Annotated in this window: 15 protein-coding genes; all 15 read left to right on the top strand. The window is 70.7% G+C overall.

The genetic code is table 11. The annotated features are described in order from the left end of the window. Window position 1: 1 nt before the first annotated feature. Entirely contained in the window at window positions 2-847 is an 846-nt protein-coding gene (locus tag ABD285_RS02215; protein WP_344199929.1) for a fumarylacetoacetate hydrolase family protein, read from the top strand. 55 nt (window positions 848-902) lie between these two features. Beyond that, on the top strand, window positions 903-2,501 hold the full coding sequence (locus tag ABD285_RS02210; RefSeq protein ID WP_344199926.1) for an ABC transporter substrate-binding protein: 1,599 nt from the start codon (window positions 903-905) through the stop codon (window positions 2,499-2,501). 9 nt (window positions 2,502-2,510) lie between these two features. Next, a complete protein-coding gene (locus tag ABD285_RS02205; protein WP_344199923.1) occupies window positions 2,511-3,470 on the top strand; it encodes an ABC transporter permease in 960 nt (319 codons plus the stop codon). Then, complete coding sequence (locus ABD285_RS02200) at window positions 3,467-4,378, top strand: ABC transporter permease (RefSeq protein ID WP_284253660.1); 912 nt, start codon at window positions 3,467-3,469, stop codon at window positions 4,376-4,378. Before ABD285_RS02205 ends, ABD285_RS02200 begins: the two co-directional genes overlap by 4 nt. Further along, window positions 4,375-5,373, top strand: a complete 999-nt coding sequence (locus ABD285_RS02195) for an ABC transporter ATP-binding protein (RefSeq protein WP_284253659.1) — start codon at window positions 4,375-4,377, stop codon at window positions 5,371-5,373. The genes ABD285_RS02200 and ABD285_RS02195 overlap by 4 nt, the downstream gene beginning before the upstream one ends. Beyond that, window positions 5,370-6,368, top strand: a complete 999-nt coding sequence (locus tag ABD285_RS02190) for an ABC transporter ATP-binding protein (protein WP_284253658.1) — start codon at window positions 5,370-5,372, stop codon at window positions 6,366-6,368. The genes ABD285_RS02195 and ABD285_RS02190 overlap by 4 nt, the downstream gene beginning before the upstream one ends. After that, the gene (locus ABD285_RS02185) at window positions 6,365-7,471 is read left to right on the top strand and encodes an alanine racemase (RefSeq protein WP_284253657.1); all 1,107 of its coding nucleotides are present in this window, start codon (window positions 6,365-6,367) and stop codon (window positions 7,469-7,471) included. Before ABD285_RS02190 ends, ABD285_RS02185 begins: the two co-directional genes overlap by 4 nt. A 23-nt stretch (window positions 7,472-7,494) precedes the next feature. Further along, a complete protein-coding gene (locus ABD285_RS02180) occupies window positions 7,495-7,881 on the top strand; it encodes a RidA family protein (RefSeq protein WP_284253656.1) in 387 nt (128 codons plus the stop codon). Beyond that, window positions 7,878-8,828: a DUF4862 family protein gene (locus ABD285_RS02175; RefSeq protein ID WP_344199915.1), complete on the top strand. Its 951-nt coding sequence runs from the start codon at window positions 7,878-7,880 to the stop codon at window positions 8,826-8,828. The genes ABD285_RS02180 and ABD285_RS02175 overlap by 4 nt, the downstream gene beginning before the upstream one ends. A gap of 29 nt (window positions 8,829-8,857) precedes the next feature. Continuing rightward, window positions 8,858-9,877 carry a zinc-dependent alcohol dehydrogenase gene (locus tag ABD285_RS02170; protein WP_284253653.1) on the top strand — a complete coding sequence of 340 codons (1,020 nt, stop codon included), beginning with the start codon at window positions 8,858-8,860 and terminating at the stop codon, window positions 9,875-9,877. A 46-nt stretch (window positions 9,878-9,923) separates the two neighbouring features. Continuing rightward, window positions 9,924-10,775, top strand: coding sequence for a PIG-L deacetylase family protein (locus tag ABD285_RS02165; RefSeq protein ID WP_284253652.1), 852 nt, complete (start codon window positions 9,924-9,926; stop codon window positions 10,773-10,775). A gap of 26 nt (window positions 10,776-10,801) precedes the next feature. Next, a complete protein-coding gene (locus ABD285_RS02160; RefSeq protein WP_284253651.1) occupies window positions 10,802-11,647 on the top strand; it encodes a fumarylacetoacetate hydrolase family protein in 846 nt (281 codons plus the stop codon). Beyond that, complete coding sequence (locus ABD285_RS02155; RefSeq protein WP_284255636.1) at window positions 11,644-12,468, top strand: inositol monophosphatase family protein; 825 nt, start codon at window positions 11,644-11,646, stop codon at window positions 12,466-12,468. Before ABD285_RS02160 ends, ABD285_RS02155 begins: the two co-directional genes overlap by 4 nt. Before the next feature lie 13 nt (window positions 12,469-12,481). Further along, entirely contained in the window at window positions 12,482-13,324 is an 843-nt protein-coding gene (locus ABD285_RS02150; RefSeq protein WP_284253649.1) for a M23 family metallopeptidase, read from the top strand. 167 nt (window positions 13,325-13,491) lie between these two features. Then, window positions 13,492-14,571 carry a sugar ABC transporter substrate-binding protein gene (locus tag ABD285_RS02145; protein ID WP_284253648.1) on the top strand — a complete coding sequence of 360 codons (1,080 nt, stop codon included), beginning with the start codon at window positions 13,492-13,494 and terminating at the stop codon, window positions 14,569-14,571. Window positions 14,572-14,650: the final 79 nt, after the last annotated feature.

Here is a 14,650-nt window from a genome sequence, read left to right as displayed (position 1 = left end):
GATGACCAAGTGGCTCACTCTCGATGACGGCGGCGCGATCCGCCACGGCTACGTCGACGGCGACGAGATCGTCGTGACGGGCGACGGCGACCTCTCCGGAGTCGTCGCCGGCACCCGGGAGACCGCCGAGGTCGCGCGCCGGCCGGTCGCCGGTGCCCGGATCCTCGCGCCCGTGCTGCATCCCGGCAAGGTGCTGTGCGTCGCCGCGAACTACCAGTCCCACGTGACGGAGAGCGGCAGCGCCGAGCGCGAGCGCCGGATCGCCACGCCCCGGCTCTTCCTCAAGCCGGACACCGCGGTGATCGGCCCCGACGAGCCCGTGCGACTGAACCCGATCACGACGCAGCTCGACTGGGAGGTCGAGATCGCGGTCTGGATCGGCCGGGAGGGGCGCGACATCGCCGAGGACGAGGCACTGGATGCCGTCGCCGGCTACTCGACGAGCAACGACATCTCCGCCCGGAGCCTCGAACTCGGCGCCGAACGCGACGACTACGAGGGCACGAACTTCTTCGACTGGCTCGAGGGCAAGTGGCTCGACGGCTCCGCGCCGATCGGCCCCTACCTCGTGACCGCCGACGAGGTGCCGGACCCGCAGGATCTGCGCCTGACCCTGACCGTCAACGGCGAGAGCTGGCAGGACGGCACGTCGCGCGACATGGTCCACAGCGTCGCGGCGCTCGTCTCTTTCTGCTCCCGGCTGATGACCCTGCGCCCCGGCGACGTCATCCTCACGGGCACACCCGCCGGCGTCGGCGCGACGACCGGCGTGTTCCTCCGGCCCGGCGACGTGATGGTCGCCGAGGTGCAGGGACTGGGCTCCCTCACCACCCCCGTCGTGGCGTGAGCCACGCCGTTCAATGAAGAACCGCACCAGAAACACGACAACACGAAGGAGCATCATGCGATCACGGATCATCGTCAGCGCGATCGCGCTGGCCGCGGTCTCCGCGACTCTGCTCGCGGGCTGCAGCCCGGCCGGTAAGACGCCGACGCACAGCGGGCCGACGTCGGCCACCCTCAACCTCTATCAGCACCCGCAGTCCTTCAACCCGCTGAAGGGTTCGCAGGGTGCCGAGGTTCTGACCGACGAGCTGATCTTCGACAATCTCGTGCAGGCGACCTCGGACTTCAAGTTCGAGCCGCGGCTCGCGTCCTCGTGGAAGATGTCGGACGACGGGATGACCTGGACCTTCCACCTGCGCAAGAACCTGAAGTGGAGCGACGGCAAGGCGTTCTCGGCGGACGACGTCGTGTGGACGTTCACCACCTACGCCGACCCCAAGGTCGGCAGTGCGTGGGCCACGAAGTTCGCGAACGTCGAGGGTTACGCCGACCTCAAGGCCGGTACGGCGACGAGCCTCAGCGGCATCACGGCGCCGGACAAGAACACCGTCGTCATCAAGTTCGCGAAGGCGGCCCCCGGCTTCCTCGCCTCGATCGTCGGCCCGAACCTGTTCATCCTGCCCCAGCACGTGCTCGGCTCGGCCGACAAGGCGGGGCTGCTGACGAACGAGTTCTTCAACCTGCCGAACGTGGGCATGGGGCCGTACACGATGACGAAGTTCACGCCGGATCAGGAGGTGGACCTCAAGAAGAACCCGCACTTCCGCGAGCCGGTCGGCATCGACAAGCTCTACCTGAAGATGCTGACGTCCGACGTCGCCGAGGCGCAGCTGCAGACCGGCGAGCTCGACCTCGCCCAGGTGGCCCCCGCCGACCTCGCCACGGTGCAGGCGATGTCGGGCGTCAAGGTCTCCTCGGCACCGTCGGCCGGGTTCCTGCGGATCGTTTCGAACGATGAGAAGTTCCCCGCGGCAGTGCGGCGGGCGCTTCTCACGGCGATCGATCGCAAGACCCTCATCAAGACGATCTACGGAGGCAAGGCCGATCTGGTCAACAGCAGCTTCCTCACCAAATGGGCCCTCCCGAGCGACCTCGACACCTACGCCTTCGACGAGGCCAAGGCCAAGTCGATGCTGCAGGCATCCGGCTTCGACTTCTCGAAGACCTATTCCTTCGAGTGGGTCGCCGGCACGGCCGACCGCGATCAGGCCATCAACGTCATCCTGCAGGAGTGGCAGGCGATCGGGGTGAACATCAAGGCCAAGCAGGTCGACGGTGCCACGCAGCTCGCCGACATCAAGAGCAAGGCGTACGACTTCACCTTCTCGGGCGGCGGCACGTACACGATGGATCCGGCGACCTCGCTGGCGTTCCTCCTGACCTCGAACGCGTACCCCGCGGGCGGCAACGTCGGCTACTACTCCAACCCCGACTTCGACGCGCTCGCCAGCAAGGCGGCGGGCACGGTCGCGAAGGCGGACAGCGCGCCGATCTGGAAGCAGGCGGCGAAGATCGAGAACAAGGACGTCGCCGAGATCTGGCTCTACGACCCGCAGACCGTGTGGGCCGCGAGCTCGAAGCTGCAGAACTTCACGGCATACGGTGACTTCACCAACGCGTTCGCCGACGCGTACAAGTGGAAGATCGGCGGCTGAGATAGCGACATGCTGAGGTCCCTCGCCATCCGGCTCGTATCGAGCGTCGGAGTGTTCCTGATCATCGCGGTCGGGCTCTTCGTCCTCGTCCGGCTCGCCCCCGGTGATCCCGCCGAGACCCTCGTGCCCATCGACGCCGCCCCCGGGCAGCGCGAGGAGCTGGTCAAGGCGGCCCGGGAGCAGCTGGGGCTCGACAAGCCGGTGCCGGTGCAGTTCGTGCTGTGGTTCGGCTCGCTGCTGAAGGGGGACCTCGGCTACTCGTTCTCGACGCACCAGGCGGTCGGGCAGCTCCTGCTCGACCGCCTGGGCCCGACCGTGCTGCTCATGGGCAGCGCACTCGTGCTCGGGCTGCTCATCGCGATCCCCGTCGGGATCATCGCCGCGGTCCGCCGCGACACGTTCGTCGATGCGGCGGCCGGCACGGTCAGTGTCATCGCCCTCGCGATCCCGAGCTTCTTCCTCGCCATGCTCGGCATCTACGTCTTCGCGGTGAAGCTGCGCGTGCTGCCCTCCGCGGGCATGTACTTCTCCGGGGAGAGCGACGTCGGCGACCTGCTGTACCACCTGATCCTGCCGGTCTCCGTACTGGCGCTCGCGGTGGCAGCGGCCTTCACCCGGTACATCCGCAGCGGGATGCTCGAGCAGCTCGGCCAGGACTACATCCGCGCGATCGTCGCGAAGGGCGCCGGCCCGTTCCGCGCGACGATGCACGCCTTCCGGAACAGTCTCATCCCGCTTGTCACCGTCCTCGCGCTGTACATCCCGGCGTTCCTCTCGGGGGCCGTGGTCGTCGAGCAGATCTTCTCCTGGCCCGGCATGGGTCAGATGGCGGTCAACGCCCTGATCGTCCGCGACTACCCCGTCATCACCGGCTTCGGGCTCTACGTCGCCGTGCTCGTGCTCATCTGCAACCTGCTCGCCGACGTGCTGTACACCGTGGTCGACCCGAGGGTGAGGACCGCGCGATGACGACGACGAACCTGCCGTCCGGGCCGTCGGCGGCCCCGATCCGGTCGTCGCGCCGCGGCCTCGTGCCGCCCGGGCGGTTGGCCCTGCGCCGGTACGTGCGCAACCCGGCGGCGGTCGCGGGCGCCGTCGTGCTGCTCGTCATGGTGCTCGCCGTCGTCTTCGGCCCGATGCTCAGCCCGTACAGCCCGGATGTCGGCGAGCTCATCACCGCGAGGAGCGCGCCCTCGGCCGCGCACTGGCTGGGCACCGACGCCATCGGCCGCGACCAGCTCGCGCGCGTGTTCGCGGGCGGTCGCGTCTCCCTCACCGTGGGCTTCCTCGCCGCCCTCCTGGCGGTCGTCGTCGGCACGCTGGTCGGCACCCTGTCGGGCTGGTTCGGCGGGGTCGCCGATGCGGTCATCAGCCGCATCATCGACATCCTGCTCTCGGTGCCCCCGGTGCTCGTCATCATCGTCTTCGCCGGCATCCTCGGGCCGAGCGTTCCGATGCTGATCATCGTCTTCGCCGCGCTGCTCTGGCCGCAGTCGGCACGCATCGCACGCGGTGTCGTGCTGAGCCTGCGGGAGCAGGAGTTCGTCCAAGCCGCCCGCGTCCTCGGCTCGCGGACCGCGTACATCGTCGTCCGGCACCTCATCCCCGGCGTCCTGCCCGCCGTGGTCGTCGCAGCCACGATCCTCGTCGCGGACGCCGTGCTCTCCGAGGCGGCCGTCTCCTTCCTCGGCGCCGGCGTGCAGCCGCCCCAGGCGAGCTGGGGCAACATGCTGAACGACTCGAAGTCGATCACGGTGCTCTCATCGATGCCGTGGCTGTGGCTGCCGCCCGGCATCGCGATCTTCGCGACCGTGCTCTCGACGATGGCGATCGGCGATGGCGTCCGCGACGCGATCGACACCAGGAGGAACGCATGACCGCCGCCCCCGTGCTCTCTCTCGAGGGCGTGACGCTCGATCTGAAGACCGGCGACGACTACGTGCGCATCCTGCGCGACGTGACGTTCGATGTGGCGGCGGGCGAGATCATCGGCATCGTCGGCGAGTCCGGCTCCGGCAAGTCGATGACGGCCCTGTCGATCCTCCAGCTGCTGCCCCCGAAGGCGCGGCTCACGGCTGCGCGGATCGGCTTCGACGGCGCGGACCTCGCCGGACTCCGGCCGGCGGAACTGCGCAAGGTCCGCGGGCGCAGGATCGGCATGGTGTTCCAGGACCCGATGACGACACTCGACCCCGTGGTGCAGGTCGGGCGGCAGATCGACGAGGCCTATCGCATCCACCACCCGCGCGCCGGTCGCGCCGAGGCCCGGGAGAAGTCGCTCGCGATGCTCCGGCTCGTCGGGGTGCCCGATGCGCAGAACCGCGCGAAGCAGTATCCCCACCAATGGTCGGGCGGCATGCGGCAGAGAGCCGTCATCGCGATGGCTCTCGTCAACGACCCCGAGGTGATCCTCGCCGACGAGCCGACCACCGCGCTCGACGCCACGATCCAGGCGCAGGTGCTCGACGCGCTGATGCGGGCGCGCGACGAGCTCGGCGTCGCGGTCGTGCTCATCACGCACGATCTCGGCGTCATCTCCCAGGTCGCCTCGCGCGTCGTCGTGATGTACGCGGGCGGCGTCGTCGAGATCGCCGGAACGCGGGAGCTGTTCGCCGACAGCCGTCATCCGTACTCGGCGGCGCTCATCCACAGCAGACCGGGGGCCCACCGTCGCGGCGAGCCGCTGGTCGCGATTCCCGGCCGCCCGCCGCTCATGTCCGATCTGCCGGCCGGCTGTCCGTTCGCACCGCGCTGCGCGTCGCCTTATAAGTCGGAGCGCTGCGTCACGCAGCGACCGGCGCTCGAACCGAGCGTCGACGGCAGGCTCAGCGCCTGCCACTACCGGGACGAGCCTCAGGAGGTGATCGCATGAGCGAGCTGCTGCGCGTGGACGATCTCAAGGTGCACTTCAGCCAGCGCGGATTCAGCGGCCGCAAGCGCGTCATCCGGGCCGTGGACGGCGTGAGCCTCTCGATCGACACGAACGAGGCGCTCGGGATCATCGGCGAGTCCGGCTGCGGCAAGTCGACGACCGGCCGCGCCATCGTGCACCTGGAGGATCCGACCGAGGGGCGCATCAGCTACCGGGGCGCCGACGTCACCCATCCGGACGCGGCTGCGCGGCGCGCCTTCAACGAGAAGGTGCAGTTCGTCTTCCAGGATCCGATGTCGTCGCTGAACCCGCGGATGACGGTCGAGTCGATCATCGCCGAACCGCTCCGCGCGTTCGGGGCGTGGGATCGCGTCACCGGGCCGGCGCGCGTCGTGGAGCTCCTGGAGCGGGTGGGCCTGCCCGCCCAGTTCGCGAGCCGGTACCCGCACGAGTTCTCCGGCGGCCAGCGGCAGCGGATCGGCATCGCGCGCGCGCTCGCGCTGGACCCCGAGCTGCTCGTGCTCGACGAGCCCGTCTCCGCGCTCGACGTCTCGGTGCAGGCGCAGGTGCTGAACCTGCTCATGGACCTGCGACGCCAGCAGGGGCTCGCCTACATCATGATCAGCCACGACCTCGACGTGATCCGGCACGTGACGGACAGGATCGCGGTGATGTATCTCGGCGTCGTCGTGGAGACCGGCCCCGCCGACGAGGTGCTCGACCATCCGCTGCACCCCTACACGGCCGCGCTCGTGTCGGCGACGCCGCCGTCCTCGCCGGACGAGCACCGCGAGCGGATCCGCCTGCAGGGCGAGCTGCCGTCGGCCTCGAACCCGCCCTCCGGATGCCGCTTCCGCACCCGGTGCTGGCGCGCGACCGAGGTGTGCGCCGAAGTGGTGCCCCCGCTCGAACCGGTGGGCGACGGACGCTCCCGCGCCTGCCACCACCCGCTCGACCTCGGCATGCCCACGATCCGGACGGAGTCCGCCGCGTGACCGGATGGTCCCACCTCGTCGGCGCGCCGATCGAGGATCTGCCCTCGCCCGCCGTGCTCGTCGACCTGCCGACGCTGCGTCGTAACATCGCGGAGATGGCCGCCCACACCGACGCGCTCGGCGTCGCGCTCCGGCCGCACTGGAAGACGAGCAAGGTGCTCGAGGTCGGCCGGATGCAGCTCGCCGCCGGTGCCGTGGGCCTGACGGCCGCGACGGCGAACGAGGTCCTGGCGCTCGCCGAGGCCGGCATCCCCGATGTGTTCTGGGCGTATCCGCCCGTCGGCGCTCATCGCGTCGCCGCGGCGCTCGCCGCGGCCGAACGGACGCGCCTCATCGTCGGCGTCGACTCGCTCGAGGCGATCGCGGGCCTCGCCGCGGCCGCCGTCGCGAACGGGACGGTCGTCGACGTCCGGCTCGAGATCGACACGGGCCTCGGCCGCATGGGGGTGCGACCTGACGATGCGGTGGCGCTGGCCCGCGTCCTCCACGCGCTCGACGGCGTGCGGCTCGAGGGGGTCTACACGCACGAGGGTCACGTGCAGGGACTCGGGGCGGATCCGGAGCGCCGCGCGGCCGTCGGTCTGGCGGCCGGCCGGACCACGGCGGAGGTCGCCGAGGCGATCCGCGCCGACGGGATCCCGCTCACGAGCGTCTCGGTCGGGTCGACGGCCGGCGCGCGGTCGGCCCCCACGGCATCCGGGATCACCGAGGCCCGCCCCGGCACCTACGTCTACGGCGATGAGAACCAGGTCGCGATCGGCACGATCTCCGAGGCCGACACGGCGATCACCGTCCAGAGCCGCGTCATCAGCGTCCAGCGCGGCGAGCCCGTGCTCGTCGACGCCGGCACCAAGGCGATGAGCGCCGACGGCTCGATGCACGGCGACGGACGCATCGGCACGATCGTCTCGAGCGGCGGGGGCCTGATCGCGACCGGGCACGAGGAGCACGGGTTCGTGCGCGGCTCCACGGGCCTGCGGGTCGGCGACCTCATCCGGGTCCGCCCCAATCACGCCTGCGGACTCTCGAACATGCACTCCCACGTCTTCGCGATCGAGGACGGCGTCGTCGCCGACGTCTGGCCGGTCGTCGGTCGCCACTGAAGCCCCCTCATCCAAGGAGAACCATGAACCAGCTCGTCACCTCGCCCGACGCCCCGAAGGCCGCCGGCGCCTACTCGCCCGGCATCGTGAGCGGCGGGTTCCTCTTCGTCGCGGGCCAGGGGCCGTTCGACAGCGCCGGCGCGCTCGTCGGGGAGGGCGACTTCGCCGAGCAGCTGCGGCAGACCTTCCGCAACCTGGAGGCGATCGCCCGCGCCGCCGGCACCTCGCTCCGGCACACGGTCCGGCTCGGCGTCTACCTGAAGAACATGGAGAACTGGCAGGCCCTGAACGAGCTCTCGAAGGAGTTCCTGGCGGAGCCGTATCCGGCCCGCACGACGATCCAGGCCGACCTGAACGGCTTCGAGATCGAGGCCGACGTGATCGTCGCCCTTCCCGACGCCGCCCGATGACGCGCGGCTACGTCGTCGGCGCGTACGCCGCGTCGCCGACGGCGTCGGCATGGGATCCGGATGTCGAGGCGGCGTATCTCGGAACCCTCGCGGAGGACCCCCGCATCGCCGGCTTCGAGATGCCGTGGACGGGGGCCCTGCATCCCCGCGACGAGGAGTGGCTCTTCGCGCACCTTCCCGCGCGCCTGGATGTCGTGCTCACCGACATCCCGAGGGTGTTCCTCACGATCACGCAGGGTGACGAGCACTACGGGCTGGCCTCGGACGATGAGGCGGGGCGTGTCCGCGCACTCCGCGATGTCGCCGCGCTGCGCGACGACGTGCATCGCTTCGACGACCGGATGGGCCGCCGCGTCGTGCGCGGCGTCGAACTGCACCCCGGGCCGAGGGGGTCGCACGCCAGCGCCGGGTCCCTCGCCCGCTCCCTGCGGGAGCTCGCGGGCTGGGACTGGGGCGGGGCGGAGGTGCTCGTCGAGCACAGCGACGCGCTCGTGCCGGGCCACGATCCGGAGAAGGGGTTCCTGTCGCTCGGTGACGAGCTGGCCGCGATCCGCGACGCGCAGGCCGACGTCGGCGTCGTGCTGAACTGGGGCCGTTCGGCCATCGAGTTCCACGACGCGACCCGGGCGATCGAGCACGTGGGCGAGGCCCGCCGGGCGGGGCTGCTCCGGGGCTACGTCGTCTCGGGTGCATCCGATCGCGTCGGGTCGTTCGATCGCCCGTGGGCCGACGTGCACAACGCCTTCCGCCGGTCGGACCTGCACCCGCACGGTGATCCGACCTCCCTCCTCACCGAGGAGCTGCTCGCCCCCGTGCTCTCCGAGGTCGGATCGGAGCCCTGGATCGGCGTCAAGCTCAGCTGGCTCACCGGAGCGGGCTCGATCGCCGATCGGATCGCGATGATCCGCGAAGCGCTCGACGCCCTCGACCGCATCCAGGCCGCCTGAGCACCGACCACGAGACCTGAGGAACCCCGATGAGCACCGCAGCGCAGCGGCTGATCTTCCGCTCCGACCACCGCATCGACATCGAGCCGTTCGAGCTGCCGGATCCGGGATCGCGGCAGGTGCTCGTGCGCAACGACTTCACCCACGTGAGCGCGGGCACGGAGATGAACTTCTTCCGGCTCCATCCCGACTCGGGCCCTCTCGTGCGGGACCAGCTCGGCTACATGGCCGTGGGCGAGGTCGTCGCCGTCGGCGGCGAGGTCGCCGAGTGGGCGGTGGGCGAGCGGGTGGTCACGAACGCGTTCCACCAGAGCCACTGGCTCGTCGACCTCGACGAGGATCGGGACGGCGCACAGAGTCCGTCGTGGTACATCGACCGCCTCGATCCGGCGATCCCCGGCGAGCAGGCCGGCTTCATCACGCTCGGCGACGTCGCCCTGCACGGCCTGCGTCGGGCGCAGCCCCAGATCGACCAGTCGGCCGCCGTCATCGGCTGCGGCCTCGTCGGGCAGCTCGTCATCCAGCTGGCGCGCATCGCCGGCATGCAGCCGATCGTCGCCGTCGATCTCGTCGAGCGGCGGCTCGAACGCGCGCGGACCAGCGGCGCGACGCATCGTGTGGATGCCGCGGCGAGCGATCCCGTCGCAGCGGTGCGCGAGATCACCGCGGGTGGCGCGGAGACGGTGTTCCCGTGCGCGCCCGCGCCATCGACGCTGCAGGCCGCCCTCGAGATGGCGGCGAAGCGCGGCACGGTCTCGCTCGTGGCGAGCATCCCGGGCACCGCCGAGATCCGGTTGCAGGACGAGCTGCTCCGTCGCGAGCTGACGATCCTCGGCACCTACGAGGCCGACATGAACGAGGCGAGCGTCTACTGGCCCTGGAGCCGCGCGCGCAACCGGCGGGCGGTCCAGCGCCTCATCGTCGAGGGCGCCCTGCGGCTCGACCACCTCATCACCCACGTCGTGCCGTACACCGAGGCGGAGACCATGTTCGCCGCCATGCACGACCCCGGCACGGACTGGATGGGCGTCGTCTTCGACTGGCGCTGAGGTCCGGAACCCGTCCCATCACCCCCTCGAACAACGGAGCAACATCGTGAAACTGCTGACCATCTACGCCCATCCCGCCGACACGATCACGAACTGCGGGGGCACCCTCGCGCGGCATGCGGAGGCGGGCGACGACGTGACCGCGCTCATCCTCACGCACGGCGGCCGCATCCACGCCAACCGCTACGCGGAGGAATGGCGCAAGGAGACGCCGGACGAGTCGGTCGTCTCGGCCGACCTCCAGGCGATTATCGACCACAAGAAGCACGAGCTCGAGCGGGCCGCCGAGATCGTCGGCATCCGCACCCTGATCACGCTGGATCACGACGACACGATGGCGACGCTCCATGAGGACGTCATCGAGCAGATCGCGGAGCACGTCGCCCGCGAGCAGCCGGACGTCGTGATCTGCGACTACCCGAAGAACCCGGTCATGACGATGGACGCGCACACCGCCGCGAGCGCCATGGCCCTCGCCGGGATCGCCCGGGCGGGCTTCTACCTGCAGAACCTCGACGGGAGACCCGAGACCGCGGTCAAGCAGGTCTTCCTGACCTCGCTCCAGGTCACCGCGAACGATGCGCTCAGTCACTACGGCATGCGCAACGACTGCTTCATCGACATCACGCCGGTCGTCGATCGCAAGATCGCGGCTATGGACTGCTTCGCCAGTCAGGGGTATGCCGGACTCTTCGCCCGCAAGCTCATCGAGTCCAACAACGGTGAGATGGGCCGGCTGGCCGGCGTCAACTTCGCCGAGGGGTTCGTGCGGCTGCACAGCGAGACGCACTCGCTGCTGGGCATCACCGATGCCGCGCGCGCCGCCGACCCGCTCGTGCGCCACGTCGAGTACTCCCGCCTGAGCCTGCGCGAGATGTTCCCGGTCGCCCGGGGCTGATACGCGTGACTGCCAGACTGGGCCCCATGCAACTGCTCCGCCTCGGCGCCCCCGGCCACGAGATCCCGGCCGCCCGCTCCGAGGGTGTCGTGTACGACCTGCGACCCCTCACCTCCGACCTCGACGGGGACTTCTGGGACGGCGGCGTCGAACGCGTGCGCAGTGCGCTCGCCGCCGGCACGCTGCCGGTGCTCGACGGTGCCGACGGGATGCGCGTGGGCGCGCCCGTCGCCCGGCCCACGGCGATCCTGTGCATCGGGCAGAACTACGCGGCGCACGCGGCGGAGTCGGGCAGCCCCGTGCCGACGAACCCGATCCTGTTCTTCAAGCACCCGAACACGCTCGTGGGGCCGAACGACCCGATCGTCATGCCGCGCGGCGCGACCCAGCTGGACTGGGAGGCCGAACTCGCCGTCGTCATCGGCCGGCGGGCGTCGTACCTCGCGAGCCCGGAGGAGGCGCTCGCGCACATCGCCGGGTACACGGTCGCGAACGACGTGTCGGAACGGGTCTGGCAGCGCGAGCGCGGCGGGCCGCAGTGGGGCAAGGGCAAGTCGATGCCGACCTCCAACCCGCTCGGTCCGGTCGTCGTCCCCGCCGACGAGGTCGACCCGCGGGGGCTGCGCATCTGGTCGCGCGTCAACGGCGAGCCGCGGCAGGACTCGACGACGGCCGACATGATCTTCTCCGTCGCGCAGCTGGTCCACGACCTCTCGCAGTACCTGGTGCTCGAACCCGGTGACGTCATCGACACCGGCACGCCGCAGGGCGTCGCGATGAGCGGCCGGTTCCCGTACCTGCAGGCCGGCGACCGGGTCGAGGTCGGCGTCGACGGGATCGGCGCGCACGACACGACGATCGCGGAGGGCTGAGCGTGCCGAGCGAGCTGCTCGGGCTCGCGCGGTCGATCGCGCTCGAGGCGGGGGCGCTCGCGGCGCGGCGCCGCGCGGAGGGCGTCGAGGTCGCGGCCACCAAGTCGAGCATCGTCGATGTCGTGACGGCGGCCGATCGCGAGGTCGAGGACCTGGTGCGCGGCCGGATCGCCGACGCGCGACCGGACGACGCCGTCCTCGGCGAGGAGGGCGGCGGCACCGCCGGCACGAGCGGTCTCACCTGGGTCGTCGACCCGATCGACGGCACGGTCAACTACCTCTACGGCATCCCGCACTATGCGGTGAGCATCGCCGTCGTCGAGGGCGACCCCGACCCGGCGACCTGGACAGCCCTGGCCGGAGCCGTGCATGCGCCGCCGCTCGGCGAGCTGTTCCACGCCGAGCGGGGCGGGGGCGCCCGCCTGAACGACGGGTCGATCGTCGTGGGGCCGCGACCACCCCTGGAGCAGGCGCTCGTCGCGACGGGGTTCGCGTACGACGCGCACACGCGCGAGCGGCAGGGGGCGGTCGTCGCGGCCCTGCTGCCCCGGGTGCGCGACATCCGGCGCCAGGGGGTCGCCTCGCTCGACCTCTGCTTCGTCGCGTGCGGGCGGGTCGACGCGTACTTCGAGCGCACCCTCAACCCGTGGGATCACGCGGCCGGGGCGCTCATCGCCCGGGAGGCCGGGGCCATCGTCACCGGGCGCGGGGATGCCGCTGCCGGCCGTGACTTCACGCTCGCCGCGGCCCCGGGTCTGGCCTCCGAGCTCGCCGCCGTGCTCGACGGGCTGGGGGTGACCGCCTGGGACCTCCCGGCTTAGGATGAGCCGGGTCATGAGCCAGGGGTCGCAGGCGCCGCTCACCCGGCGCGAGGCCCTCGCGCGGGAGCGCGAGGCGCGGGTGCGAGCCGCCCCGCCCGCCGCCCCGCCCGCCGCGCCGCCCGCCGCGCCGCCTGCCCCGCAGCCGCGCCGCCGCACGCGTCATGGCATCGCCCACCGGATCCTCACCGCCGGCGTGCTGCTCTTCGTCGGAGCGATGGTGGTCGGGCTCTCGGTGCCGGCGAACGCCTTCTACTCGGGCTCCTCGGCGTCGGCGGACCCGGCGGCCCATGTCGTCGCCGGATCGCACCAGAAGGCGGAGGTCGATGCGGAGGGCGCCACCATCCCCATCACCACGAGCGACTACACGGCCTCGACCAAGGCGCAGCTGCTCGCCCAGAAGTACCGCGGCGGGGTGGGCGGGGCGTTCACCGGTCCGGTGCGCTGGCCGTTCCCGTACAGGGTCGCCATCCTGAGCCCGTTCGGTCCGCGCGGGGCGGTGGCCGGATGCCCGACCTGCGCGCCCTTCCATCGCGGCGTCGACCTGAACGGCGGCAACGGCAATCCCATCTACTCCATCATGGCGGGCACGGTGACGGAGCGCTCCGGCGGCAGCTGGACCTACGGCAACTACGCGATCATCGTGGGCCACTACCAGGGCCATGAGGTGAAGGCGATCTACGAGCACATGCAGGCGGGCTCCTCGCCGCTCGTGGTCGGTCAGCAGCTCGCGGTCGGCGACTTCGTCGGGTTGGTCGGCGCGACGGGGGAGACCACGGCGCCCCATCTGCACCTGGAGCTCGACGTCGACGGGAAGCTGATCGACCCCATCCCGTGGTTGGACGCGAACGCGAGTTGAATGGAAAACGGCTTCCGCGTTTCCGGGGCCTGCGTTAGCAATTCGTTACATGTGAACGTTTCGCAAGTCAGCCCCGGCTGCCGTATCGTTCGGGACGCGTCGGGTTAAGCGCTCGACGCAGGGCGAAAGTTTCGCACCTCCCCACCACCACAGCACGAAGGAGTGCCATGAAGAAGTCCTTCATCGCCGTGGCCGTCGTCGCAAGCGTCGCATCGCTCGCGTTGGCAGCCTGTTCCAGCGGCGGATCCGGCGGATCCGGCGGCGACAAGGCGTCCACCCGCGCCTGCGTCATCCTCCCCGACTCGGCCTCGTCGCCCCGCTGGGAGAACGGCGACCGCCCGGCTCTGGCCAAGGCGTTCAAGGACGCCGGCTTCGACGCCGACATCCAGAACGCGCAGGGCGACACCGGCAAGTACGCGACCATCGCGCAGCAGGAGCTCACCAAGGGCTGCGGCGTCATGGTCCTCGTCGACTACAACGGCGCCGCGACGGCCGTGACCCAGAAGGCCCAGAAGCAGGGCATCCCGGTCATCGCCTACGACCGCCCCATCACCACCGGTGACGCGAGCGACCCGAAGATGCTCGCCGACTACTACGTGTCGTTCGACAACGTGAAGGTCGGAGAGCTCGAGGGCCAGTCGATCGTCGACGGGCTGAAGGCTGCGGGCAAGGACGCCGCGACCGCGAAGGTCGTCTACATGGGCGGCGACCCGACCGACGGCAACGCGAAGCTGTTCCACGACGGTGCGGTCAAGGCCATGAGCGCTGCGGGCATCAAGCCGGCGGCCGAGCCGGTCGGCATCTGGGACGGCCAGAAGTCCGCGACGAACTTCGAGCAGGCGCTGACCTCGCTCGGCGGCCAGGTCGACGCGGTCTGGGTCGCCAACGACACCAACGCCGCGGGCGTCATCACGATCCTCGACAAGAACCACCTCACGGTTCCGGTCTCCGGTCAGGACGCGTCGACGGCCGGCCTGCAGAACGTGCTGCTCGGCAAGCAGACCTCCACGGTCTACAAGCCGTTCAAGCTCGAGGCCGACGCGGCGTCGAAGCTCGCGATCGAGCTGCTGAAGGGGAAGAAGCCCTCCGTGGCCGACTCCCTGTACGGCAAGCCGTTCATCGCGGTCACGCCGATCCTGATCACGGCCGACAAGGTCCAGCAGGTCATCGACGGTGGTGACGCGAAGGCGTCCGACATCTGCACCGCCGAGGTGCAGGCCGCCTGCGCCAAGTACGGCGTCAAGTAGAGTCCGTCCCACACACCGAGAGGGGCTCCGCACCGGTTCGCCCGGGCGGAGCCCCTCCTGGCTGATCCGAAAGGGAGAT

Origin of the sequence: Pseudolysinimonas kribbensis, assembly GCF_039531715.1 — a bacterium.
Taxonomy (GTDB): Bacteria; Actinomycetota; Actinomycetes; order Actinomycetales; family Microbacteriaceae; genus Pseudolysinimonas; species Pseudolysinimonas kribbensis.
Note: the sequence above shows the minus strand (reverse complement) of the source record. Positions and strands in the feature narration are given on the sequence as shown.

Bases quoted from the DNA above. Each gene is read 5' to 3' on its own strand.
- ABD285_RS02215 (WP_344199929.1), top strand. From the start codon at position 2: ATGACCAAGTGGCTCACTCTCGATGACGGCGGCGCGATCCGCCACGGC.
- ABD285_RS02210 (WP_344199926.1), top strand. From the start codon at position 903: ATGCGATCACGGATCATCGTCAGCGCGATCGCGCTGGCCGCGGTCTCC.
- ABD285_RS02205 (WP_344199923.1), top strand. From the start codon at position 2,511: ATGCTGAGGTCCCTCGCCATCCGGCTCGTATCGAGCGTCGGAGTGTTC.
- ABD285_RS02200 (WP_284253660.1), top strand. From the start codon at position 3,467: ATGACGACGACGAACCTGCCGTCCGGGCCGTCGGCGGCCCCGATCCGG.
- ABD285_RS02195 (WP_284253659.1), top strand. From the start codon at position 4,375: ATGACCGCCGCCCCCGTGCTCTCTCTCGAGGGCGTGACGCTCGATCTG.
- ABD285_RS02190 (WP_284253658.1), top strand. From the start codon at position 5,370: ATGAGCGAGCTGCTGCGCGTGGACGATCTCAAGGTGCACTTCAGCCAG.
- ABD285_RS02180 (WP_284253656.1), top strand. From the start codon at position 7,495: ATGAACCAGCTCGTCACCTCGCCCGACGCCCCGAAGGCCGCCGGCGCC.
- ABD285_RS02175 (WP_344199915.1), top strand. From the start codon at position 7,878: ATGACGCGCGGCTACGTCGTCGGCGCGTACGCCGCGTCGCCGACGGCG.
- ABD285_RS02170 (WP_284253653.1), top strand. From the start codon at position 8,858: ATGAGCACCGCAGCGCAGCGGCTGATCTTCCGCTCCGACCACCGCATC.
- ABD285_RS02160 (WP_284253651.1), top strand. From the start codon at position 10,802: ATGCAACTGCTCCGCCTCGGCGCCCCCGGCCACGAGATCCCGGCCGCC.
- ABD285_RS02150 (WP_284253649.1), top strand. From the start codon at position 12,482: ATGAGCCAGGGGTCGCAGGCGCCGCTCACCCGGCGCGAGGCCCTCGCG.
- ABD285_RS02145 (WP_284253648.1), top strand. From the start codon at position 13,492: ATGAAGAAGTCCTTCATCGCCGTGGCCGTCGTCGCAAGCGTCGCATCG.